A 21,259-nucleotide genomic window follows, 5' to 3' on the forward strand; every position below is an offset into this window, starting at 1 on the left:
GCAGCCACAAGGCACAGAAACTGACAGCCGTGCTCAGTCTCAGCCTAATGGCGACGAAACGATGGACGTTGAAGTCGACCAAGAGCCTGCTGAAGTAAAAGTTGAACAAGACTCTCCCAATATTCGAGTAGAGCAGTCAGAGCCGAACGTGACGGTCGAGCAGCCTGAACCCAACGTGACGATTGAACAGCCCGAGCCCAACGTTACCGTTGAAGACGCTGAGCCTAACGTTACTGTTGAGCAGGGTGGCGAGCCTGACGTTAACGTCGAACAAGCCGATGATGCACAGGTCGACGTTAATAGCGATGACGATCAAGAACGCCAGCAGGCTGCCCAGGATAATCGTAACGACCAGGATGACAATAATTCATTGATGTCTCACCCGGTTAGCGAGCTGGAAGGTATGGCCGTCATTAACCAGGATGGCGAAGAGATCGGTGATATTCAACATATCGCTCAGCACAACGACTCTGGTGACCTGTTTGCCATTATCTCAGTCGGTGGTATCTGGGGCTTCGGCGCGACAGAAATCGCTTTGCCGATGGACGAAGTGGAGTTCCAGGATGAACAGCTCATCATGAATACCACGTATGGCAGTGACGAGATTGAAGCGTCCTCAGAGGATTATGTCGAGGATAACTATACGCAGGTCGATAGCGATATGACGCTATCCGAAGCGAAGCAGAATCAAAACCAATAAGCGATTTGATCGATAAGTGGCTTAGATGCTGACAGGAAGGGCAGGGCGTTCGCGCCTCGCCCTTTTTCTATTGGGGGCTATCAGGCACTGCCCAAAACGTCACAATTGGGTAAGATGACGTTTCATTTACTGATGGCGTTTTGGCATGCAGCTCAGCTCTTTGTCTCCCCCGTTAACACTTGCGCGCCAGCGCATTGGGGTATTACTGCTGCCTGGCTTTTCCATGCTCTCACATGCCAGTGCCGTCGAGCCGCTGCTGATGGCCAATCAACTTAGCGGCCAGGTGCTCTATCAGGTGTTTACACTCAGTACCGATGAGCAGCCGGTGCGAAGCAGCGCTCAATTATCCTGTCATGCTGACTACACCCTGGAAGGGGCGCCGCCTCATCTGGACATGGTGCTTATCTGCGCGCCTTCGCCTCTGCCCTATGCGTTACCGGCCAAACTAATGGAGTGGCTGCGCCACCAGCCAAGCCGTACGATGCTGGGCGGATTAGCGGGAGGGGCTGAAGTATTGGCCCGCACGGGATTGCTGGAAGGCTATCGGGCGACCTTACCCTGGCAACGTTTTGCGGCCTTTTCCCAAGCGTATCCTCAGGTGGCGCTGTCGCAACAGCTTTTTGAGATCGACCGCAACCGGATCACTTGTGCCAGCGGTACGGCGGCCATGGACATGATGCTGACGCTGGTGCGCCAACAGCAGAGCAGTCATCTGGTTGAACAGGTGTCAGAGCACTTTATGTGTGAGCGAATTCGCATGGCCGATGAGCGCCAACATGTGCCGCTGCGCCACCGCTTGGGCCACGCCCCGCAGAGCTTGGTAGACGCTGTGACGCTGATGGAAGCCAACATAGAAGAGCCGCTTTCGACCCTGGAGCTTGCTGAGCATTTAGGCATTTCCCGCCGCCAGTTGGAGCGCCTGTTTAAAAAATATCTTCAGGCGGTGCCTAGCCGCTATTACCTCAATTTGCGTTTGCAGGATGCCCGTAAACAGTTGCGTGAAAGTGATCGCTCGGTAGGCGATATCGCGTTTGCGACGGGGTTTTCCTCGGCGGCTCATTTTTCAACGGCTTACCGCAATCATTTTGGATTAACCCCCCGGGAAGAGCGTTTGAGCTGATGCTCGTCCACGTCGCAACATCTGCAGTAACGCATTAGCACCAGAGACCTTCCTTCAGAAATAATCTGAAATATGGGCAGCATTACATAATTTACCGTCACATTACTGAAAGCGGGTGAGCTTGCTCGCCCCGTATACTGATATAACTGATTGACTCAACGAGAGGGACTGACCCATGAGCACGACCCCAACCCGGCAGGATTTTGATCACTACATGACTCCCAACTATGCGCCGCAGCAGATTATTCCGGTGCGCGGAGAAGGCAGCCGCTTGTGGGATCAGCAGGGGCGTGAATATATTGATTTTGCGGGCGGTATCGCGGTGAACTCGCTGGGTCATTGCCATCCCGTGTTGGTGAATGCCTTAAAAGAGCAGGGTGAAAAACTTTGGCATCTCTCCAATATCTATACCAATGAACCCGCGCTTAAGTTGGCTAAAAAGCTGGTTGAACGCACCTTCGCTGACAAGGTGTACTTGTGCTCTTCCGGCGGTGAAGCCAACGAGGCCGCACTGAAGCTGGCGCGCCGTTACGCGGTAGACCATTACGGCGAAAAGAAAGACAAGATCATCTCCTTCAGCCAATCCTTTCATGGTCGCACGCTGTTTACTGTGAGCGTGGGTGGTCAGCCCAAGTACTCCCAGGGGTTTGGTCCAGTGCCTGGCGGTATTTTGCACGCTGAGTTTAATGATCTTGACAGTGTGCGCGCTCTAATGGGCGATGACACGTGTGCGGTGATGGTCGAACCCATGCAGGGTGAAGGTGGCATTTTGCCCGCCACCCCCGAGTTTCTAGAAGGCCTGCGCGAGCTGTGCGATCAGCACAATGCGCTGCTGGTATTTGATGAAGTGCAAACCGGGGTTGGCCGTTGCGGTACGTTGTATGCCTATGAGCGTTATGGCGTAACGCCCGATATTCTCACCAGTGCCAAGTCGCTGGGTGGCGGCTTCCCGGTTGGCGCGATGCTGGCAACCGACAGCGTCGCCAAATCCCTCGCGTTTGGAACCCATGGTTCTACCTACGGCGGTAATGCCTTGGGCTCCGCGATTGCGTTGGCTGCGCTGGAATTTATCGATACGCCAGACGTACTGGAAGGCATTCAAAAGCGCCACGACCTGTTCCGTGAGCAGTTGGAAACCATTAATCGCAAACATGGCGTGTTTAAAGAAATTCGTGGCATGGGACTGTTGATAGGTGCCCAGATGTCGGACGCCTATGAAGGCCGCGCCAAGGATATTCTGCCGCTGGCCATCGAAGAAGGCGTAATGGCACTGATTGCAGGTCCTAACGTGCTTCGCTTGGCGCCTTCACTGGTAGTGCCGGAGGCAGACATTGCTGAAGGTATGGCCCGTTTGGAGCGTGCGATTGAGCGCCTTGTTGCCAACGCATGAATTCGACCACGGCGACATTGAGAGAGGGGGCGTCAAGCATGCTGGTCATTCGTCCGGTAAAAATGGCGGATCTCGAAGCGCTGGTCGTGTTGGCAGAGCATGCGACGCCCAAGCTTACCAACCTGCCCGCTAACCGCGAACGTTTAGAGGAGCGCATTGAGCGCTCCCTGGCGGCGTTTAATGATGAGATCGAGTTTCCGGGTAACGAGCACTACACCTTTGTGCTTGAAAATAGCGCGCTGGTGGATGAGGCGGGGCATGGTGAAATACTGGGAACGGCCACTATTCGTGCCCAGGCGGGCGCCAATGAGGCCTACTACACCTACCGCCAGGAAACGTTGATTCATGCGTCTCAACAGCTCAACGTACGTCGCGAAGTACAAACCCTGGCGCTCTCTCATGAAGTTTCTGACGCTACGCTGCTGTGCGCGTATTCACTAAATCCGCGTTACAAGGGGACCAGCGCCGAAAGCCTGTTGCGGCGTGCTCGGCTGATGTTTATTGCCCAGTACCCCGAGCGCTTTTCGCGCATATTGGCCGTGGCGTTTCCCGGTTACCTGGATGCGCAGAACGAATCGCCCTTTTGGGAAAGTGTGGGCCATCACTTTTTTGCGCGCAGTTTTCACGATATCAACCACATCGCAGGTGTGCGCTCTAAAAGCTTTATTGCTGAGGTGATGCCTCAGTTCCCGCTCTATTTGCCGCTGTTGACGCCACCGGCTCGGGCGGCGATTGGCCGGGAGCATCCTGCGCATGAAGAAGCTTTGCAGGAGATGCTTGCCGAAGGCTTCGTGCGCTCGCGCCATGTGGACATATTTGACGCCGGGCCGCTTGTGAAAGCCGAACGCGAGCGTTTGGCAACATTCAACCGTGCCGCTTGGCATCCGGTACGCCTTCGTCCGGACGAAACGCTTCCCGATGCCGAACCTGCCTTGATCGCTAACCAAGCGCTGGGTGATTTTCGCTGCATTGTCGCCCGTTACGCGCTTTCAGCCACTGGGCAACTGATGCTTTCAGAGGTGGATGCCAAACGCTTGGGAGTAGAGGAGGGGCGAGCTGTATTTGCCGCACCACTTACTCTGCCCAGCGCGGTGGATGCCTTTGATGAAGGAGAAATATGATGCGCATTCGTCCTATCGCCCGTGCAGATGTTGATGGGTTGCTGGCGCTTGCGCAGCAGGCGGGCGTGGGCTTTACCTCGCTGCCCAATAACCGGGAATTTCTGGCAGAAAAAATTGAAACGTCTGTCCGCGCGTTTGAAGAGCGTACCCCGGTTAACAATCGGCTCTACTTCTTTGTGCTGGAAGATGAGGCCAATGGCGAGCTGGCTGGCTGCTGTGCCATTGAAGGCCAGGTAGGGCACGAAGTGCCTTTTTATAACTATCGGTTGGGCACGCTGGCGCACTCGTCGGTACAGCTGGGTTTACACCGCACCATCGATACGCTGTTTTTAAGCTCTGACCATACCGGCGATGCCGAAGTATGCTCACTGTTTTTGCGCCCGGAATACCGCGGCGAGGCCAATAAGCACCTGCGTAACGGTGCGCTGCTCTCCAAGGCGCGCTGGCTGTTTATTGCACAGTTTCGTGATCGTTTTCCTGAGAAAGTGCTCGCTGAAATGCGCGGCGTGTTCGATGAGCAGAACCGCAGTCCCTTCTGGGAGAGCCTGGGAAAACACTTTTTTCCCATGGACTTCAGCGAAGCCGACCGCTTGACCGGTCTTGGGCAGAAAAGCTTTATCGGTGAATTAATGCCGCGCTTTCCCATTTACACCACGTTTATGGCCGAGGAGGCGCGCGCGTGTATTGGCCAAGTGCATCGCCATACCCGGCCCGCCCTTGAAATGCTCAAAAAAGAGGGGCTGCGCTGGGAAGGCTATATCGATATTTTTGACGGTGGCCCGACGGTTGAAGCCTATATCGACGATGTGCGGGCTGTGCGCAATTCGCAGCTATATCACGTTGAAGTATCGACCAAGGCGCCTGATGAGAGCGTTAGCCGCTGGTTGGCCGCGACCACCACCATGCAGGCCTTTACCGCCGCGTGGATAGGCCGTGCACCCACCCGCGATACGATTGTTTTAAGCCACTCAGAAGCCGAGCGCCTAGGGGTTACCACAGGTGATGCCGTGCGGCTTCTGGAAACCTGAACAGGTAGGAGAGCATGATGCACGCCCAACAACAGCAGCTTATCAACGGCGCCTGGGTGAATGGCGCTGCAGCATCGTTTAGTAAGTTTGACCCCGTCTCAGGCGGGCTGCTCTGGCAAGGGGCATCAGCCAGTGATACGCAGGTTGAAGAAGCGGTAGCCGCTGCGCGTAAGGCGTTTCCCGAATGGGCAAAAACGCCCTTTAGCGAACGCCAGGCGTTGGTCGAACGTTTTGCTGAGGTACTTAAATCGCGCAGTGAAGCGCTGGCTGTCGCCATTGCCTCTGAAACCGGCAAGCCGCTTTGGGAAGCGCGTACAGAAGCGGGCGCTATGGTGGGGAAAATAGCGCTCTCACTCAAGGCGTACAAGGAGCGCACCGGCGAACGCGAAAAAGCTGTAGGCAGTGCCAAAGCGGTGCTGCGCCACCGTCCGCATGGCGTGATGGCAGTGTTTGGCCCCTATAATTTCCCGGGCCACTTGCCTAACGGTCATATGGTGCCGGCTCTCCTGGCAGGCAACACGGTGGTCTTCAAACCGAGCGATCAAACACCGCTAACCGCGGACTTGGCGCTGCAGTGCTGGCAAGAAGCCGGGCTGCCTGCTGGCGTCATCAGTCTTGTTCAAGGCGGTGTACCGGTGGGGCAGGCGCTCTCTGCACACCCTGGGATCGATGGCCTGCTGTTTACCGGCAGTGCAAAGGTTGGCGGCATGCTGCAACAGCAGTTTGCCGGGCAGTTGGATAAAATCCTCGCGCTGGAGCTTGGGGGCAACAATCCGCTGGTGGTTAAGGACGTGGATGATGAGCGCGCCGCCGTGCTGGCCATTTTGCAATCCGCCTTTCTGTCCGGCGGCCAGCGCTGCACGTGTGCACGCCGTTTAATCGTACCCCAGGGCGAGGTTGGCGACCGGCTAATTGACGCGCTTTCCGAAGCGATTGCCAGGCTTCATGTGGCCGGGCAGTTTGATGAGTCGCCCACACCGTTTTACGGCGGCCTGGTCAGTGTGGCGGCGGCTGATGGCCTGCTAAAAGCACAGGATGAGCTGGAAACACTGGGTGGCACGGTGATTAACCGTATGCAGCGTGTTAAAGACAATACCAGTCTGCTCACGCCTGCGTTAATCGATGTGACGGGCTTGGAAGTGCCTGACGAGGAGTACTTTGGCCCGTTATTGAAGGTGCACCGTTACCACGATTGGGACGAGGCGTTAACGCTTGCCAATAACACGCGCTATGGCCTCTCGGCGGGTTTGATTGGCGGTGAAAAGGCCGACTGGGACGATTTTCTGCTGCGCATCCGTGCGGGTATTGTGAACTGGAATCGCCAGACTACCGGGGCTTCGGGTGATGCGCCGTTCGGCGGCGTCGGCGACAGCGGCAACCATCGCCCCAGCGCGTACTATGCGGCGGACTACTGCGCCTATCCGGTGGCCTCCATGGAAGCCGAGGCGTTGGAGATGCCCGATACTCTGCCGCCGGGAGTTAGTCTGTGAGCACCTCTGCGATCAGTAACGTTAGGGAAGTCAATTTCGATGGCCTGGTAGGCCCGACGCATAACTACTCAGGGCTCGCCGTAGGCAATGTGGCTTCCATGAGCCACGGCGGCCTTGAGTCCAATCCTAAAGAGGGGGCGCTACAAGGGCTTTTAAAAATGAAATCCTTGATGGAGGCAGGCTACACCCAAGGCGTTCTGCCGCCTCAACAGCGCCCGGATATCGGCGCGCTGCGCGATTTAGGTTTTAGCGGCAGCAACCACGAAGTGCTGGCCCGTGCTGCCGCCGATGCACCGCAGTTGCTGCGGGCTGTATGCTCCGCTTCGAGCATGTGGACGGCTAACGCCGGCACCGTTACCCCCAGCATCGACGCGCCGGACCGCCGGGTGCACTTCACTCCGGCCAATCTGCAATCAAGCTTTCATCGCTTTCTTGAGCCGCAGACCACGGGCCGCGTGCTGCAAGCCATTTTTCATAGCGAACAGCACTTCGCCCACCACCCAGTGCTGCCCGCCACGCCGGCGTTTTCCGATGAAGGTGCTGCCAATCATACTCGCCTGTGTGGTGAGTACGGTGAGCCGGGCATTCATCTGTTTGTGTATGGCCGCCAAGCGTTTGGTGACGTGCGTAGCGGCGAGCGCGAGCCAGCACGCTATCCCGCCCGCCAAACGTTGGAAGCCAGCCAAGCGGTAGCCCGCCAGCATGGGCTTGTTGAGTCGCAAACGGTATTTGCTCAGCAGCATCCGGACGCTATTGATGCGGGCGTATTTCATAACGACGTCATCGCCGTGGGCAATGGCCCCGTGCTGCTGTATCACGAAATGGCTTTCCTGGACGAAGAGGGCACGCTCGACGAGTTGCGCCGCAAGATGACGACGCCCTTGATTCCTGTCCGCGTACCCATTGAAGCAGTGAGCCTGGAAGATGCAGTGGCGTCGTACCTGTTTAACTCGCAGCTGCTTTCCAACCCTGATGGCACCATGACGCTGGTCGTGCCCAGCGAATGTCAGGAGCGTGAAGCCGTCTGGCGCACCGTTCAAGACTACCTGCTGGCAGGCAATAACCCCATCAGTGACGTGGTGGTGAAAGACGTCAAGCAAAGTATGCGCAACGGCGGCGGCCCCGCCTGCCTGCGCCTGCGCGTTGCTCTTTCAGAAGCCGAGCGCGCAGCACTGACCGGCCGCGTATTGCTCACTAATGATCTTTACGAAGACCTTACTGCTTGGGTCAACCGCCACTACCGGGATCGCTTGGCACCTGACGACCTCGCCGATCCGCAGTTGGCAGAAGAGTCGCTCAGCGCACTGGATGAGCTAACGCAGCTTCTGCAAATAGGGTCGGTTTACCCGTTTCAGTTGGGGTAGGGGGTAAGGCAGAAATAAAGTAGAGCGTCAGGCATTGCCCTGACGTTAGTCTGTCAGAGGTGAGCCGATGCAGCGCTCAAAAATGGATGCTAACGGTTGAGAGTCGCAATAGTAGCTGGCGATATTGGCCGCTATCCATTCATTCTGCTCGAGTGGGTGCCATGACAGGTGATAGCCACAGTTGATGATGAGATGTTCAAAGAGTAATCGCTGTGCGCGACCGTTACCTTCTCTAAAGGGATGAACAACATTTAAATCACCATACAATTCAGCGCACGCCGGTATGAGTTCTGCTTTCTCAAGCTGAATAAAATAATCGTGTTCTGCAAGTTTGGTAAACAGCTTTTCAGCTTCGGGAATGATGCGATTAACGTGGAAAAATCGCGTATCGCCTTTGGCTATATCAATAGTGCGCACACTACCTGCCCAATCATAGAGGTCATGGAATAGCTGATGATGAAGGTGTTTCAGGTACGCAAAATTATAGGGTGGCTGCAAAAGCTCAATGCTATCCGCGTTAATAAGCGATAGATCGCGCTCCGCTTCTTCAAGCTCAGCCGTGTCGGAAATGTCCAGCTTATTACGCAAGATATCAGTGCCGGGATAGCAATAAGGGTCTTGGCCGACGCCGTACTTATCCATTAGCAATTTTTATATTTTGTATATTTAACTAATACATCGGTTTTATTGGTTTTAGACGCCTGAGAATCAACGATAATCCCTTCCAGTGCCATGCTCGCCTGGTAATTTGAACGCCTGACCTGTGCATAATAGCGGCGCTTTGCTTCCAAAGAGACGTTGTTCATACTCCCTCCTTCGTTATTTATCTACGCTACTGCCTAGTATAGCGGATTAAGGGGGCGGTTCTCACCTTAACAGCGGAGTCATATTGTAAACCGCTGGCAACGTAATGATTTATGATGTCAGCTTCTCCAGGAACAACATTCGCAACAGGTGCCGACAGGAGCGCCGGGAGTAAATATGACGCCGCTCTTTCAGCCGACCAGCGATAGGGATTTTGCAGAGCAACTGATCCGCCAGAATATGTCCAGCTACTATGATCAGTTGGATATGCACTGGGACAGCGCTTTGTTTGAAAGTGAGTGGCGCACCCTGGAAAGCTATCAGTTGGTCATCAACACGCACCCGGTGGGCCTACTGTGTATCAACCAGGCTACCGAGGCTTGCTATATTCGCGAGCTGCAAATCGCGCCGCAGTGGCAGCGTCAGGGTTTTGGTACGGCAGCCATCCACCATATGGTAAACAGGACGCGGCAATCGAATATCGATACGCTGCGCCTTCGGGTGTTCTGCATTAATCCTGCCGTCGCGCTCTACGAACGCATGGGCTTTCACATTCGTAAAACGGAAGGCAATACTCACTACATGGAACGGCGTATTGTTTAAGTGATGCCTGCCAGATATGCCTTTGTTTATTTAGGAAATTTGTTTGGCTTTGCCAATGTTAAGCAGAGCGATACCTGTGCCTATCAGCAGGGCACCGGGTAGTAAGCCCTCCGGTGCGGCTTCTCCTTGGAGCATTATCGCCACCGGAACGCCAACCACGGCGCCGACGGAACCCAGCAGGCTGAGAAGTACTGGCCCGCCGGTTTTCTGAAGCAGAAATAGCAGTAAAAACTGGCCTGCAAATACCATTGATTGAAGGGCAATTAGGAGAAGTGGTAGGCGTTGCCCGCTTGGAATACCAAGCGAAAATTCAGGCAGCAGGCCGACGCTGAACAGAAGAGCCGCCGCAGCGACTAGCATACCGGGCGCAAGCGCGTCGCCTGAGACACCCGCTGGCCAGCGCAACGTTCGGTAAAGATTGCCGGTGGCCAACAGTACCGGCCCCGCCAACACCAGCAAAATCCACACATAGTCGGCATCAGGCGTGGAAAGCTTGTGAGCTGCCAAAGTGACGGCGCCCGCGAGCGCTGACATAACGCCCATCGCCCGCATCATCTGAAAGCGTTCCAGCTTTACTATCAGCGCACCAACGTAGGTAAGCAACGGCGGCAATGTAATCACAAGGGCGACAAAACCTGCACCAATATGCGGAATGGCCGAGAAGAAAATCAGGTTAGAACCCGCCACGCCGACAAAGGCCGAAACCAGGTAATACTCAAGCGTACGACCCGTGACAGGCGGCAAATTGCTGCGTAGTGCGGCTACGACCATCAGAATTAAAGCCGCGCCAGTAATCGACCAAAATAGAAAGGCGAGAGGCGACAGCTGCGCATCACCGGCCAGTTTGGCCACGTTGGTCGAAAGCCCCAGTAGCGCGCCACCTGCCACAAGATAGATAAATGCGGCAAGTCGCTTCTGTTTGGGAAGTGCCCCTGATCTTGCCTTGGATGGTTGCATAGTGTGGCTCTTGTGGTTGCTCTTTAACATGATTTTTAAAATACCTTGATATCAAGGTATGTGATTTTTTATCTTGACGTCAAGCTAAAAAGCGGTAAGCATGAACGCCATGGATCATGTCGATAAAATACTCACACAGTGGCAGCAACAGCGGCCCGACCTGAACGTGGCCCCAATGGGCACGCTGGGCCGACTCAAACGACTGAATCAGAGCGTGATGCGGCGCATGGAGCAGACGTGGGCGGCGTACGGCCTTAACGACTCAAGCTTTGACGTACTGGCCACGCTGCGCCGTGAAGGTCCACCTTACGCGCTTTCTCCCAGCGACTTAATGGCCTCCACCATGGTGACGTCCGGCACCATGACACATCGGCTTCAGCAGTTGGAAAAAGCGGAGTTGATTGAGCGTGTCAAAAACCCCGCCGACGGACGAGGCTTTCTGATTTCGCTATCTGAGAAAGGGTTTGCGTTAATTGATGAAGCCGTTGCCACTCATGTGGCGACACAGGAAGAGCTGGTCAGTGGTTTGAGTGATGACCAGCGGGCGCAGCTTGACGAGCTACTTAAGCAGTTTTTGAACAGTGTTGAGAAGCCGTGAGGCGCTGAACGTGGGCACTCTGTGAGATATCTTTGTCGCAGGCTGTGTTGGCTGCAGAGGTTTAGTGACTATTTGGCGAGATGGCCGTATGTCGGACCATGTATAATCGGCGTTTTATACTGTTTGAATTCTTAATGCCCGATGGAGATTACACCGCGATGTCTTTACGTTTTAGCTGGTCGCGACTGGACGAATTAAGCACGCGCGAATTCTATGAAATCGTAAAGGCACGCATAGCGGTGTTTGTGGTGGAACAGCAGTGTGCCTATCAGGAAATTGATGAGCTGGACCCGCTTGCCTGGCATCTTTCCGCCACCGTTGATGGTCAGCTCGCGGCGTATATCCGAGTAGTGGGGCCGGGTAATAAATTCGCCGAGCCCTCGATTGGCCGAGTGATGACACTCAAGGCTTTCCGGGGCCATCAGTATGGCCGTGCGCTTATGAGCGAGGCGATTCGTTTTACCGAGCAAACCTATCCGGGCCTGGGCATTAAGATCGGCGCACAAGTCTATTTAAACGCTTTCTACGAGTCGTTTGGGTTCGAGCGCATCAGTGAGCCCTACGATGAAGACGGCATACCGCATATTGATATGGTCAAACCCGCCTCCCACGCATAAACGATCCTGGAACAGGAGTTCAATCCCGTGACCGCTTCAGATGCCTGCTTTTCAGAGAGTGAACGCCACGGGCTTTATCGTGCCATTTATGAGCGCCGTGATGTGCGTTCACAGTTTCTTCCTGACCCGATTCCCGCTGACGTGCTGGCGCGTCTATTGCAGGCTGCCCACCATGCGCCTTCGGTAGGGTTCATGCAGCCTTGGGATTTTATGGTCATTGAAGGTGACGAGGTCAGAGCATCTATCCTTGCGTTATTTGAGCAGGAAAACCAGAAAGCCGCTGAGCGTTTTGAGGGTGAGCGTAATGATCTTTACCGTAGCCTCAAGCTTCAAGGGATTGTCGAAAGCCCGCTGAATCTATGCATCACCTGCGACCGCAGCCGGGGTGGACCACACGTGCTAGGCCGCAACAGTATTGTCGAAACTGACTTGTTCAGCACGTGCCTGGCGGTACAAAACCTGTGGTTGGCTGCGCGGGCCGAAGGGGTTGGCGTTGGCTGGGTAAGTATTATTGATCAGGCTCAGTTAAGTGACGCCTTGAACCTGCCTGATCACGTATATCCCGTGGCCTATCTATGCCTTGGCTATGTCAGCGAGTTTCTGGATCAGCCGGAACTTGAAGCCAAAGGCTGGCGCTCCAGGCTACCGTTAAGTGAGTTGGTACACGGCGACAGTTGGGGGCAGCCGCTTGAGAATGGTCCTCTTGATGCGCTGCTGCGCGATTCGTCACGCTAATCGCCGCAGGTGCGCGCTTTTGCATGATGGTGCGAGGTGGGCTACAGGATTGCCGTGACGGTGTTAATTTCAGCAAAATAAGGTAAATAGTGATGCGGGACACCACTATCCAGCGACTTAGCGCAGATAGTCCTCATCTTCCCACCGTAGTGCGCTGGACGTTTGCAGCGTGGGGGAGCTTATACCCAGGGCTAACGCTAGAAGAAGCCATTGATGACACGATGTCTGAGTGCGGTATCTCGGGTGTACCCTCCGTATTTATTGCTTTGCAAGACGACGTACCTGTCGGCACTGCCTGCTTAATTGATGATGATATGAGCATTCGGCGCGAATTAACGCCGTGGCTGGCCTCTGTTTTCGTAGCGCCTGAGTGGCGCGGGCAGGGTGTTGCTTCCGCGCTGGTGCAACGCATGGAAGCAGAAGTGCGCAATAGCGGTATTCACCAATGTTATCTCTATACCCCTGACCAGCAGTCGCTTTATCAGCGGCTAGGTTGGCAAGCGATAGAAACGCTTGAGTACCGAGGCGAAACCGTGACGATCATGCGACGCCTCTTAACGGAGTCAAGCCGTTGATCGGCCGACGATTTGCCGATCACACAACATGAAAATAGGTAGGCCAGTGGTACGACGGCTAACAAAATCTTAGGGAATCACCATGCGGCGTTTACTGGTACTGCCCACCTCGCGTGCGGGTTGGGGTTTATTAATTGCGTTTTTAACACTCATCGCTATGGGAACGTGGCCGATGATTGGTTGGGTAAACCGGGCAATATTAGTGCTAGGCCTGCCCCTGATGGTGGTATGGAGCTATCTGGTTATTTTTTCTTGCGTGGTGGTCATGCTGATAGGCAACCGTATCGTAGAGCGAGATAACCATGAATAGCCTCTGGCCTCTGCTGATTACGCTTATCTATGTGGCCATTGCCATGATGATTGGCTTACGCGCCCGCGGTGGGCAGGCCACCCGTGCCAATATGAACAGCCTGGAAGAGTGGGGGGTTGCTGGGCGTAGCATGGGGCCGGTCACGCTGTATCTGCTGATTGCCGCAGGGAGTGTCAGTGCTTATACCTTTATGGGCGCACCGGGCTGGGCTTATTCGAAAGGGGTCGCGGTCTTTTACGTCGCTATCTATTTGGCATATCTGGCCCTGATCGCCTGGTACTTTGGCCCCAAGGTATGGCAGTTTGGCGCTGAGTTTGGCCACGTTACTCAGGCAAGCGCGATTGCGGACCGCTATCAAAGCCCCGCTTTGGGTGCGCTGGCATCGCTGGTAATGGCGGTTGGTTCAATTGCTTATGCGGTGCTTCAAACGGTTGGTTCGGCCTATATTCTGTTTGTGATGAGCGGCGGGATCATTCCTGTCTGGTTAGGCGTTGTGTTGGTACTTGCCTCTATTGCTGTCTATTTGTACGCCAGCGGTCAGCGGGCGATTGGGCGTACCAACGCCTTTCAGGGCGTATTAATGTTGGTCGTTGCCTGGGCTGTAGGCTTGTGGGCAGTGCATAGCGCCACCGGCGGTTTAAGTTTTGCAGCGGTATTTGAGCGTATTCAGGCTGAGCATGTAGCGTTTTTAACCCTACCAGGGGCTGGCGGGGATATGAGTTTTAGCTTCTGGACCACCTCGATTATTGTCTCGATGTTCTCGTTTATGCCCCCGGTATGGACCCAGTGGATGAGTGCGTCTTCCGCACGCACTATCCGGCGCAGCGCTACCTGGCTGCCAACGTACTATGTGGTGATTTTACCCATGGTGATTGTGGGCTTTATCGGTATTTACTCGCTACCTGACCTGGCCCGAGCAGACACGGTGGCCCTTGAATATGCCATGCAGCATTTGCCCGTTGTGCTGGTCGGGCTACTGGGGGCGGGTACCCTGGCGGCTTCCATGTCATCAAGTGAGCCGTTTATTCATTCGGTGTCGCTGTCATTAAGTAAGGATGTACTGCAACCGCTGTTAAAGCTTTCAAATGCTACTACTGGCCGACTTGCCAGGCTTATGATCTTACCCATCATGGCCTTGGTGATTGCACCGCTCGCGATTGCTGAACCGGGCAGTCTGGTGATGATTTTGCTGGTAGGGCTGGGGTTTGCCTCGCAAGTGTTGCCTGCTTTTGTTGGCATGTTCTTCTGGCCGCGCGCGTCACGTTTGGGCGTTATGGCGGGTATTGTGGCAGGATTTTTGGTTACCGTGGCGTTTACTACGCCATGGCCACACCCGTTGGGCATCCACGCGGGGTTCTGGGGGCTAATCATCAACTTGCCGATATTTGTGGGGGTGTCGTTAGTGACTCCGGCCACACAAGCGGATGTCGTGGAGCGTTTTTTTCGCATTGCGGCGCCGCGTGGTTTAACCCGTCTTGGGAGCGTGAGTCGTTAGGGCCGATTTATCATAAGTGTTTGTAACAGTTGGAAAACCGGGTAATAGCGTTACCCGGTTTTCTTGAGCGAGCGTGTCAGCTTCCGCTAATACCTCCGCCTACCACGCCGCTGCGAAAGCTGTTGGATGGGTTAGTACTGCCGGTGCGGTGTTGTAGATGTTCTCCTACCGCATCCTCAGGTGAGCCTGCCAGTTCGCGGAACATGCCCATGGAACCCAGCAGAGCAGAAGATTCATAAGGCACAAAAACGCGCTCGCCGTCTTTTGCCATGTTGGGCAAACCCTTGATATAGCTCTGGCCGAGTAAATAACCCACCACGGTGCGTTTGTTTTCCTCGCTGTCGCCAATGGCATTCAATACCAGTTTGATGGACTCCTGCTCGCCCTGGGCGCGCAGAATGGCCGATTCCTTATCACCCTGGGCGTTAAGAATGGACGATTCACGCTGGCCCTGAGCCATGGCGATAGCGGCCGATTTTTCACCTTCGGCTTCGGTAACGGTGGCGCGGCGTTTACGCTCGGCAGCCATTTGTAGGCGCATGGCCGTTTCTACTTCTTCAGGCATGGCAATGTCCTGTACCTCGACGCGAGATATTTTGACCCCCCATTTGGATGCAGGCTCCTCCATGGCAGCCTGAATCTCATTGTTCACTTCCGCGCGGGATTCAAATAGTTTATCCAGTTCCATTTTGCCGACCACCGAGCGTAGCGTGGTTTTCGCCAGAACCTCGACGGCCTGGCTCATGTTGACGACTTCGTAAACCGCGCGCTTAGGATCAATAATTTGATAATAAAGCGCGCCATTGATACGAACCGTTACGTTATCGGTGGTCACGACCGGCTGGCCGGGGAAATCCATCACCGTTTCACGGCGGTCGATGCGGATCTCATCCGTGGTAATTGCCTGGTACTCTTCGCCCATTTTGCGATAGCGCAGCATGGTGATCGCGCGGGGCTGCTCAATAAAGGGAACGATGATATTGATGCCACTTTCGAGCACACGATTAAATGAGCCGAGGCGCTCAACTACCATTACTTCCGACTGACGTACAATCACCAGCCCTTTGGAAATAATCACAATGCCGATAACGACAATAATCAGGCTTATTAATAAACCGGGGCTAATAGGTAAATCCATTATTAAGGCTCCTTGCGTAGGGTGGTATCGTCTTGCAAAGGGTTAGGGGCTGACGAGGGGAGGGCAACCAGCGCTGTGGTGCCTTCAAAGCGCTGAAAGATAACGGACGTATCGGGTGGAAGTTCTGTGGCACCTGTGTCCATAACGCGCAAGCGGTAAAAGTCGCCGTTAATTTTGATACCGGGCGCATCGTCATAATCACGGCGCAACGTATGGTAATGATTGCCTTTTTCGACCCCAGTGCCGGTGGTGCCGTAGGCAACGCCGCGAGGAGAAAAGCGCGGACGAATCACCATCACACCCAAGGGAACTAATAGGCCAGAAAAAATGCCCATGCTCAGCAATTGCCAAGGTAGAGAGAGCCCAAGGGCAGTGACCGCCGCGGTAAGCGCGGCAGCAATACCCAGTGCCAGTAGTACCATTGCACCAGAGGTTAACTCCCCTAAACTGAGAAGTAGCGCCAGTACTAACCATGTATAAGCAGGGTTCCAATCCATAGCACCTCCTTTTAAAAAGTTCTCACAAGCGTACCCTAAGCCACGGCGTTAAGTCGGGTTAATTAGCGAATGAGTAAGCGATAGGCGAAAAACGCATTAGTGATATTCTGCCTGCTTTAAGAAACCGCTTTAAAAAACATAGCGCACAAAGGGGAATCACGTGACGGGTGTGGTGTATTGGTTGGACATGATGGGTGTGATTGTTTTTGCGCTATCGGGCGTTATCCTTGCGTGTCGGTCAAAAATGGACCCGTTTGGCATGCTGGTGTTGGCCGCTGTGACCGGTATTGGTGGCGGTACACTGCGTGATTTAGTGCTGGGCTTGCGGCCGGTCTTTTGGGTCGCTGATCCCACTTACTTATGGGTTATCCTGGCAACGGTGGGCATTTCGCTGGTGGGGTTCCACTATATTCATCGCTTGTCGCGAAGGTTTTTGCCGATTGCGGATGCCTTTGGCCTTGCCTTGTTTACGGTCATCGGCACCCATAAAGCGCTGTTGCTGGGAACCTCCGGTGTAGTGGCGGTATTGATGGGCATGATGACCGGTGTCGCCGGCGGAATGATCCGCGACATGCTGGCTCAGCGCGTACCGATGGTGTTGCGCGAAGAGATCTACGCTACCGCTGCCATGGCTGGCGGCACTGTATATGTCGCGCTGAGCACCTTGAATACGCCGCTGAGCGTTAGTATCGCCATGGCCTTGGCGATTACGCTGGGGCTGCGGTTAGCCGCGATTCGCTGGCACTTGGCGTTGCCGGTGTTTGCTTGGGTCACTTTGCCGCCCAAAGAGACGGGTTCAGCAGCGCCGCTTTCGACGCCGGCTAAAGCCAGAGAGCGGGTCAGGATGATTCGGCGCCAGCGCAAACAGCGCTAATCAGGACGAGGGTAACGAACCGCTTGCCGCCAGCGGTCAAACCACCGCTTGGGTTGCAGTACGTGTAACCTGGGTTCGCTGTTAACAAGCTCCACGCCTATGCCAAGTGCGCCAAGGCGGGCATAGAGCGCTCCATTGGCGCTCTGCTCTTCAAGCGTGACATCGGAAAGCAGCAGTAGAGGGCCGCCGGTGAGTACCAGGTTGCTCAGCTGGATACGTTCGCCATTAAGTGCAAGTTCAGCGGTGCCATTAACATTGCGCACGTTGAGTAGCCTGCCGAGCCAGTCGCTTTCTCGGGCACGGGCTAAAAACAATCTGGCGACCAAGCCGGTGTCGCGCATGGCCAGACGCAGCTGTGTGGTCAGGCGAATGGGGTCATCCCAGGTAAGCTGTGCGTCATCCATGGAGAGCTGCACCCACCAGCCTGCGTCCTGAGCGCCTTGCTCGCTTATGCGGAACACATTTTCCAAGCGCAGAAATGAGTCATTAGCCGTAAAACGCCGTGCCTGTAAATCACCTTCAGTAAGCTGTAAGTAGAGTTCGATATCGCCACGTAGCCGCTGATCAAGAAGGGCGAGGTCGGCGCCAAACGCACGCAGGGTCATGTTGCCTTGGGCGCTCATCCCCTCCAGCAGCCACTCGCTGCCGAGGCTTGCCTGACCGCCAAGCAGGCGAAGGCCTGCATCTTCAGGCAAGTAGCGGTTATAGCGAGTAAAGTCCGGCACTTCGGTAATCGGCAAGTCTATTCGGGTAACAAAGTATTCTGCTTCTGGCGATATGAATACTTTGCTGAGCTGGTCTGTCTGGGTGGTTAAGGCAAAGTGACGCCCCTCTACATGAGGTTGGTCATCACCGTTACGCTGTAGCGAAAAGCGCGGAATACCCAGCGAAAGTTGTGCCTGTTCGGGGCTGTCGATTTGCGCGGTTAGCTCGCCGCGCCCGCTGGCCTGGTAGTCTAAAAATGTGACTTCAAGCTGGTTGGCATCGATACGCAGCCGAGTAGGTGCCAACAGGCGCTTACCGCTAAAAGAGCCTTGGGCGAGCAGTTGCCCGTTGCCAGACAACGAAACGCCGTGATCTGTGGGTAAAAAGGCGTTCAGAAAACTCAAGCGCTGCACGCTGCCCTCTAGCTGAAACTGCCCACTGGGAATCTCGACACGCCGCTGAAAGCGGCCTTCGCGAATCACTAAGATACTTTCCAGGCGCTCTTCGGGCTGTGTGTCATCAGCGACCTGCCAGCGTAAACGGCTACCACTGATATCAACGCTTGTGCCATCGGTAGCGGCCTCGCGTAGTTGCAGTGAAAGCTGCATATCGCTGGTGAGCAGGGTGCTTTGCTCATCACGCTGCCAGCGAGTAGTGAGCGAATCGCCGGTTAAGGTAAGCGCTCCGCTAAGCTGTTCAGGGGTAATATGGAGCGTTCCGTTACTTTGCGCTTGGCCGCTGACCAGGCTAAACGGAGCCGGATCCGGCAGGTAGGTGGCAATATACGGTTGCAGGGCGCTAATACTGGCCATGCGGGCATCCTGCCAGTGAAGTGTCGCGGTGGCGTGGCTGCGGGCTAATACGGGTTCGATAGGACTTTGTGCTACCAGGTCAAGTGTCGCGTCGTTAAGCAGTGTTTGGTCAGCGTGGGAGAGTGTTGCCTGGGAGAAACCAAGTGTCGCGTCCACCATCGAGGCGTCCTTTAGCTCAGCGTTAAGTATTCCTTGCCCTTGAGCGGTCATATCCAGTGCGTTGACCGCGATTGCGTCTGCCTCGACCCGCAAATGGGCGCTATGGGCGTGAGTGTCGCGAACGCTAACCCTAGCCTCTAAACGGCCATTGCCGGATAAGCGAATGCCCTGACCCTCCAGCGTATTGGCGAGGTAGCGGTCCATCATGTCCAGCCGGGTAATGGTGCCTTCAAGCGCCAGCTCAGCATCCGTGGGTGGAGTTAGTTGGTCCAGGCGCTGGTTGGCCATATCGCTTTTAAGGCTTAAGGCGGTATTTACCGCATAGGGCTGTGTATCTGCCAGCGTGACATCCTGCAGGCGAGTCTCAAAATCAATGTGGTGATCGGCTACGCGTAGCTGGACGCTTCCTCTACCGGTTGCTGTGTGGCGCGGGGGTGGTGCATCTGCCTCTCTCCAGGTCGTTGGTTGATCGTGCTCTAAAAGCGTTCGCTCATCCAGCGTTAAACGTAATTCAGGTGCCTTCAAAGTAAGCAGACTACCTGGTTTAAGTGTGCCTGAGGCAAGTTCAATATGGCCCTCCAGTACGCCGCGGCCGTCCAGGAAAAGCCACGGAATGGCCTCCAGGTAGGGCATGAATACATTCCAGGCATCTGCCTGCGCCTTAATATCAAGTGTTGCGGAAAGTGCCGCTAGCAGTTCAGGGTTAAGTGCACCCGTGGCCGGGTCCGTGGGCGTGATCTCATCAAGCGTTGCAGTGGCTTCAAGGGTTATGGCGTTAACCAGTGTGGCGTGGTCACTTGGGCGTATCAGGCGGCCTTCTGTGATTGCCAGGTTCACATGGGGTATGGCCAGGTTTTCACGGCTAAGGGTTGTATCAGCCACTTCTAGCGTGCCCTGCGCTTCAAGGGCGATATCACCCACCGTTAAGCGGCGAATTCCTTCGGCCTCTAATGCCTTGATATGTAACTCGCCACGCAGTAGCGACCATAACGAGAGTGTGAGCGTGGCATGCTCGGCCTCAATTGCCATCGGTAGCGCATCGTCTTCACGGGCAAGATAAAGGTTGTCTACTTCCCAGCGTCCAGGGTGGCGGCTAGTTCCTTGGCTCCAGCGAACCTCAATACCTTCAAACTGAGAAATTCTTTCCGGTAACCACTGACTATTCAGCAACCAGTAGCTGCCCACCAGCCAAACCGTTATGATAAACAGGCTACTGATCAAGGTAGCCAATACAACGCGGGATAAGCGCTTTTTAGTAATGTTCGTGTTTGACATACTCGCTTCCTGGCAGGTGACTCCTGTTGGCGCGCGTTTTATGGCATTATGCGCGACGCTGGATAGTTATGGGTTTTCGATTTCAACGCTAGGCAGGCAGCAAACGCCATGTTCAAGGATTTTTACGCGCAACACGGAGAGTATGTAGTGGTCTCCGCCGAGCAGGCCAGCCGTTTCGCTAAAGGCGTGGCAGGTGATTACAACCCGATCCATAATCCGGGTGCGCGACGTTTCTGCGTGCCTGGTGACCTGTTGTTTACGCTAATACTGGTAAAGTTCGGGCTGTCGCGGCAAATGGAATTTCGCTTCACCAATATGGTAAGTGCTGATACGCCACTGCTCTTTAGTGAAGCAGAAAATGGCGAGCTTCACGTAAGTGATGAGAGTGGAAAATGTTATTTACAGGTGGTTCGTGATGGCGAGACGACCCACGATAGCGCTGCTATTGAAGCCTTTGCTCGCTGCTATGTGGCGTTCTCAGGCAAAAATTTCCCGCATTATTTAAAGCCGCTAATGGAAAAGCATGGGGTAATGTTTAACCCTAAACGCCCTTTGGTTATCTACGATAGCATGGGTTTTTCATTAGAGCGTTTGGATGGGTTTACACCAGGCCTCGCCTTAACGCGCTCATCGCTGGATGTGCAGGGGAAGCGAGCAGACGCATTGCTTGAATTTTCCATTGAATCGAAGGGCGCTGCAATCGGTGTCGGCTCTAAAAAGCTGGTGGTCAGTGGCCTTTGTCATTATGACGCCGCTGAAATGGCCGCCATTGTTGATGAGTTTTACCGGCTTAAAGCCGCCTACGAAGCTGCCTGAGTTGTTTCTGCAGGGCTAGTCCAGCAAGACTGAAATGCGATTCTTGCAGGACATTTTTGCAGCACGTTGAGGTATT

The 21,259-nt window shown here is 54.8% G+C and carries 22 protein-coding genes; 16 read left to right on the forward strand and 6 right to left on the reverse strand.

The annotated features are described in order from the left end of the window. The 7 genes from ACT3TC_RS07110 to astB form a co-directional block, all read left to right on the forward strand. Positions 1-700: PRC-barrel domain-containing protein (locus tag ACT3TC_RS07110; RefSeq protein WP_444639595.1), on the forward strand; the 700-nt coding region annotated here is incomplete at its 5' end. Between the two features lie 145 nt (positions 701-845). Further along, positions 846-1,820: a GlxA family transcriptional regulator gene (locus ACT3TC_RS07115; RefSeq protein ID WP_172117252.1), complete on the forward strand. Its 975-nt coding sequence runs from the start codon at positions 846-848 to the stop codon at positions 1,818-1,820. Positions 1,821-1,995: 175 nt separating this feature from the next. Then, the gene (locus tag ACT3TC_RS07120; protein WP_444628159.1) at positions 1,996-3,210 is read left to right on the forward strand and encodes an aspartate aminotransferase family protein; all 1,215 of its coding nucleotides are present in this window, start codon (positions 1,996-1,998) and stop codon (positions 3,208-3,210) included. A gap of 38 nt (positions 3,211-3,248) precedes the next feature. Beyond that, a complete protein-coding gene (locus ACT3TC_RS07125; RefSeq protein WP_444639596.1) occupies positions 3,249-4,331 on the forward strand; it encodes an arginine N-succinyltransferase in 1,083 nt (360 codons plus the stop codon). Then, positions 4,331-5,359 carry an arginine N-succinyltransferase gene (gene astA, locus ACT3TC_RS07130; protein WP_444639597.1) on the forward strand — a complete coding sequence of 343 codons (1,029 nt, stop codon included), beginning with the start codon at positions 4,331-4,333 and terminating at the stop codon, positions 5,357-5,359. Before ACT3TC_RS07125 ends, astA begins: the two co-directional genes overlap by 1 nt. 17 nt (positions 5,360-5,376) lie before the next feature. Further along, entirely contained in the window at positions 5,377-6,849 is a 1,473-nt protein-coding gene (gene astD, locus ACT3TC_RS07135; RefSeq protein ID WP_444639598.1) for a succinylglutamate-semialdehyde dehydrogenase, read from the forward strand. Continuing rightward, on the forward strand, positions 6,846-8,213 hold the full coding sequence (astB, locus tag ACT3TC_RS07140; RefSeq protein ID WP_444639599.1) for an N-succinylarginine dihydrolase: 1,368 nt from the start codon (positions 6,846-6,848) through the stop codon (positions 8,211-8,213). The genes astD and astB overlap by 4 nt, the downstream gene beginning before the upstream one ends. A gap of 45 nt (positions 8,214-8,258) precedes the next feature. Here the strand turns inward: astB and ACT3TC_RS07145 are convergent, their stop codons facing one another. After that, the gene (locus tag ACT3TC_RS07145; RefSeq protein WP_444639600.1) at positions 8,259-8,855 is read right to left on the reverse strand and encodes a putative adenosine monophosphate-protein transferase Fic; all 597 of its coding nucleotides are present in this window, start codon (positions 8,853-8,855) and stop codon (positions 8,259-8,261) included. Beyond that, positions 8,855-9,019, reverse strand: coding sequence for a YhfG family protein (locus tag ACT3TC_RS07150; protein ID WP_193054784.1), 165 nt, complete (start codon positions 9,017-9,019; stop codon positions 8,855-8,857). Before ACT3TC_RS07150 ends, ACT3TC_RS07145 begins: the two co-directional genes overlap by 1 nt. Positions 9,020-9,194: 175 nt before the next feature. Between ACT3TC_RS07150 and ACT3TC_RS07155 the strand changes: the two genes are divergently transcribed. Next, the gene (locus tag ACT3TC_RS07155; RefSeq protein ID WP_444639601.1) at positions 9,195-9,620 is read left to right on the forward strand and encodes a GNAT family N-acetyltransferase; all 426 of its coding nucleotides are present in this window, start codon (positions 9,195-9,197) and stop codon (positions 9,618-9,620) included. Positions 9,621-9,650: 30 nt separating this feature from the next. On the opposite strand, the gene ACT3TC_RS07160 is transcribed toward ACT3TC_RS07155, so the two are convergent. Further along, entirely contained in the window at positions 9,651-10,577 is a 927-nt protein-coding gene (locus ACT3TC_RS07160) for a DMT family transporter (RefSeq protein WP_444639602.1), read from the reverse strand. A 100-nt stretch (positions 10,578-10,677) separates the two neighbouring features. Here ACT3TC_RS07160 and ACT3TC_RS07165 point away from each other — a divergent pair, with 100 nt between their 5' ends. From ACT3TC_RS07165 to ACT3TC_RS07190, 6 genes are all read left to right on the forward strand, one after another. Then, complete coding sequence (locus ACT3TC_RS07165; protein WP_444639603.1) at positions 10,678-11,175, forward strand: MarR family winged helix-turn-helix transcriptional regulator; 498 nt, start codon at positions 10,678-10,680, stop codon at positions 11,173-11,175. A gap of 158 nt (positions 11,176-11,333) precedes the next feature. Then, the gene (locus ACT3TC_RS07170; protein WP_444639604.1) at positions 11,334-11,792 is read left to right on the forward strand and encodes a GNAT family N-acetyltransferase; all 459 of its coding nucleotides are present in this window, start codon (positions 11,334-11,336) and stop codon (positions 11,790-11,792) included. 27 nt (positions 11,793-11,819) lie between these two features. After that, on the forward strand, positions 11,820-12,527 hold the full coding sequence (gene bluB / locus ACT3TC_RS07175) for a 5,6-dimethylbenzimidazole synthase (RefSeq protein ID WP_444639605.1): 708 nt from the start codon (positions 11,820-11,822) through the stop codon (positions 12,525-12,527). A gap of 92 nt (positions 12,528-12,619) precedes the next feature. Beyond that, a complete protein-coding gene (locus ACT3TC_RS07180) occupies positions 12,620-13,102 on the forward strand; it encodes a GNAT family N-acetyltransferase (RefSeq protein ID WP_444639606.1) in 483 nt (160 codons plus the stop codon). A gap of 82 nt (positions 13,103-13,184) precedes the next feature. Further along, complete coding sequence (locus ACT3TC_RS07185; RefSeq protein WP_444639607.1) at positions 13,185-13,412, forward strand: hypothetical protein; 228 nt, start codon at positions 13,185-13,187, stop codon at positions 13,410-13,412. Continuing rightward, positions 13,405-14,907, forward strand: a complete 1,503-nt coding sequence (locus ACT3TC_RS07190) for a sodium:solute symporter family protein (protein WP_444639608.1) — start codon at positions 13,405-13,407, stop codon at positions 14,905-14,907. Before ACT3TC_RS07185 ends, ACT3TC_RS07190 begins: the two co-directional genes overlap by 8 nt. Positions 14,908-14,983: 76 nt before the next feature. Here the strand turns inward: ACT3TC_RS07190 and ACT3TC_RS07195 are convergent, their stop codons facing one another. Both ACT3TC_RS07195 and ACT3TC_RS07200 read right to left on the reverse strand, forming a co-directional pair. Continuing rightward, positions 14,984-16,045, reverse strand: a complete 1,062-nt coding sequence (locus ACT3TC_RS07195) for an SPFH domain-containing protein (RefSeq protein ID WP_441678918.1) — start codon at positions 16,043-16,045, stop codon at positions 14,984-14,986. Between the two features lie 2 nt (positions 16,046-16,047). Further along, the gene (locus ACT3TC_RS07200) at positions 16,048-16,542 is read right to left on the reverse strand and encodes a nodulation efficiency, NfeD-like protein (protein ID WP_444639609.1); all 495 of its coding nucleotides are present in this window, start codon (positions 16,540-16,542) and stop codon (positions 16,048-16,050) included. A gap of 160 nt (positions 16,543-16,702) precedes the next feature. Here ACT3TC_RS07200 and ACT3TC_RS07205 point away from each other — a divergent pair, with 160 nt between their 5' ends. Beyond that, a complete protein-coding gene (locus ACT3TC_RS07205; RefSeq protein ID WP_444639610.1) occupies positions 16,703-17,416 on the forward strand; it encodes a trimeric intracellular cation channel family protein in 714 nt (237 codons plus the stop codon). Here ACT3TC_RS07205 and ACT3TC_RS07210 read toward each other — a convergent pair. Beyond that, on the reverse strand, positions 17,413-20,367 hold the full coding sequence (locus ACT3TC_RS07210) for a hypothetical protein (RefSeq protein ID WP_444639611.1): 2,955 nt from the start codon (positions 20,365-20,367) through the stop codon (positions 17,413-17,415). The genes ACT3TC_RS07205 and ACT3TC_RS07210 overlap by 4 nt on opposite strands. 108 nt (positions 20,368-20,475) lie before the next feature. Between ACT3TC_RS07210 and ACT3TC_RS07215 the strand changes: the two genes are divergently transcribed. Continuing rightward, entirely contained in the window at positions 20,476-21,183 is a 708-nt protein-coding gene (locus ACT3TC_RS07215) for a DUF3581 family protein (RefSeq protein ID WP_172117239.1), read from the forward strand. Positions 21,184-21,259 lie beyond the last annotated feature (76 nt).

This window comes from Halomonas sp. AOP27-A1-41, from assembly GCF_052378605.1.
Classification (GTDB): Bacteria; Pseudomonadota; Gammaproteobacteria; order Pseudomonadales; family Halomonadaceae; genus Vreelandella; species Vreelandella citrativorans.

Bases quoted from the DNA above. Each gene is read 5' to 3' on its own strand.
- ACT3TC_RS07215 (WP_172117239.1), top strand. From the start codon at position 20,476: ATGTTCAAGGATTTTTACGCGCAACACGGAGAGTATGTAGTGGTCTCC.
- ACT3TC_RS07150 (WP_193054784.1), bottom strand. From the start codon at position 9,019: ATGAACAACGTCTCTTTGGAAGCAAAGCGCCGCTATTATGCACAGGTC.
- ACT3TC_RS07120 (WP_444628159.1), top strand. From the start codon at position 1,996: ATGAGCACGACCCCAACCCGGCAGGATTTTGATCACTACATGACTCCC.
- ACT3TC_RS07155 (WP_444639601.1), top strand. From the start codon at position 9,195: ATGACGCCGCTCTTTCAGCCGACCAGCGATAGGGATTTTGCAGAGCAA.
- ACT3TC_RS07180 (WP_444639606.1), top strand. From the start codon at position 12,620: ATGCGGGACACCACTATCCAGCGACTTAGCGCAGATAGTCCTCATCTT.
- ACT3TC_RS07185 (WP_444639607.1), top strand. From the start codon at position 13,185: ATGCGGCGTTTACTGGTACTGCCCACCTCGCGTGCGGGTTGGGGTTTA.
- ACT3TC_RS07115 (WP_172117252.1), top strand. From the start codon at position 846: ATGCAGCTCAGCTCTTTGTCTCCCCCGTTAACACTTGCGCGCCAGCGC.
- ACT3TC_RS07210 (WP_444639611.1), bottom strand. From the start codon at position 20,367: ATGTCAAACACGAACATTACTAAAAAGCGCTTATCCCGCGTTGTATTG.
- ACT3TC_RS07145 (WP_444639600.1), bottom strand. From the start codon at position 8,855: ATGGATAAGTACGGCGTCGGCCAAGACCCTTATTGCTATCCCGGCACT.
- ACT3TC_RS07160 (WP_444639602.1), bottom strand. From the start codon at position 10,577: ATGCAACCATCCAAGGCAAGATCAGGGGCACTTCCCAAACAGAAGCGA.
- ACT3TC_RS07195 (WP_441678918.1), bottom strand. From the start codon at position 16,045: ATGGATTTACCTATTAGCCCCGGTTTATTAATAAGCCTGATTATTGTC.
- ACT3TC_RS07170 (WP_444639604.1), top strand. From the start codon at position 11,334: ATGTCTTTACGTTTTAGCTGGTCGCGACTGGACGAATTAAGCACGCGC.
- ACT3TC_RS07125 (WP_444639596.1), top strand. From the start codon at position 3,249: ATGCTGGTCATTCGTCCGGTAAAAATGGCGGATCTCGAAGCGCTGGTC.
- ACT3TC_RS07190 (WP_444639608.1), top strand. From the start codon at position 13,405: ATGAATAGCCTCTGGCCTCTGCTGATTACGCTTATCTATGTGGCCATT.
- astA (WP_444639597.1), top strand. From the start codon at position 4,331: ATGCGCATTCGTCCTATCGCCCGTGCAGATGTTGATGGGTTGCTGGCG.
- ACT3TC_RS07165 (WP_444639603.1), top strand. From the start codon at position 10,678: ATGAACGCCATGGATCATGTCGATAAAATACTCACACAGTGGCAGCAA.
- ACT3TC_RS07200 (WP_444639609.1), bottom strand. From the start codon at position 16,542: ATGGATTGGAACCCTGCTTATACATGGTTAGTACTGGCGCTACTTCTC.
- astD (WP_444639598.1), top strand. From the start codon at position 5,377: ATGCACGCCCAACAACAGCAGCTTATCAACGGCGCCTGGGTGAATGGC.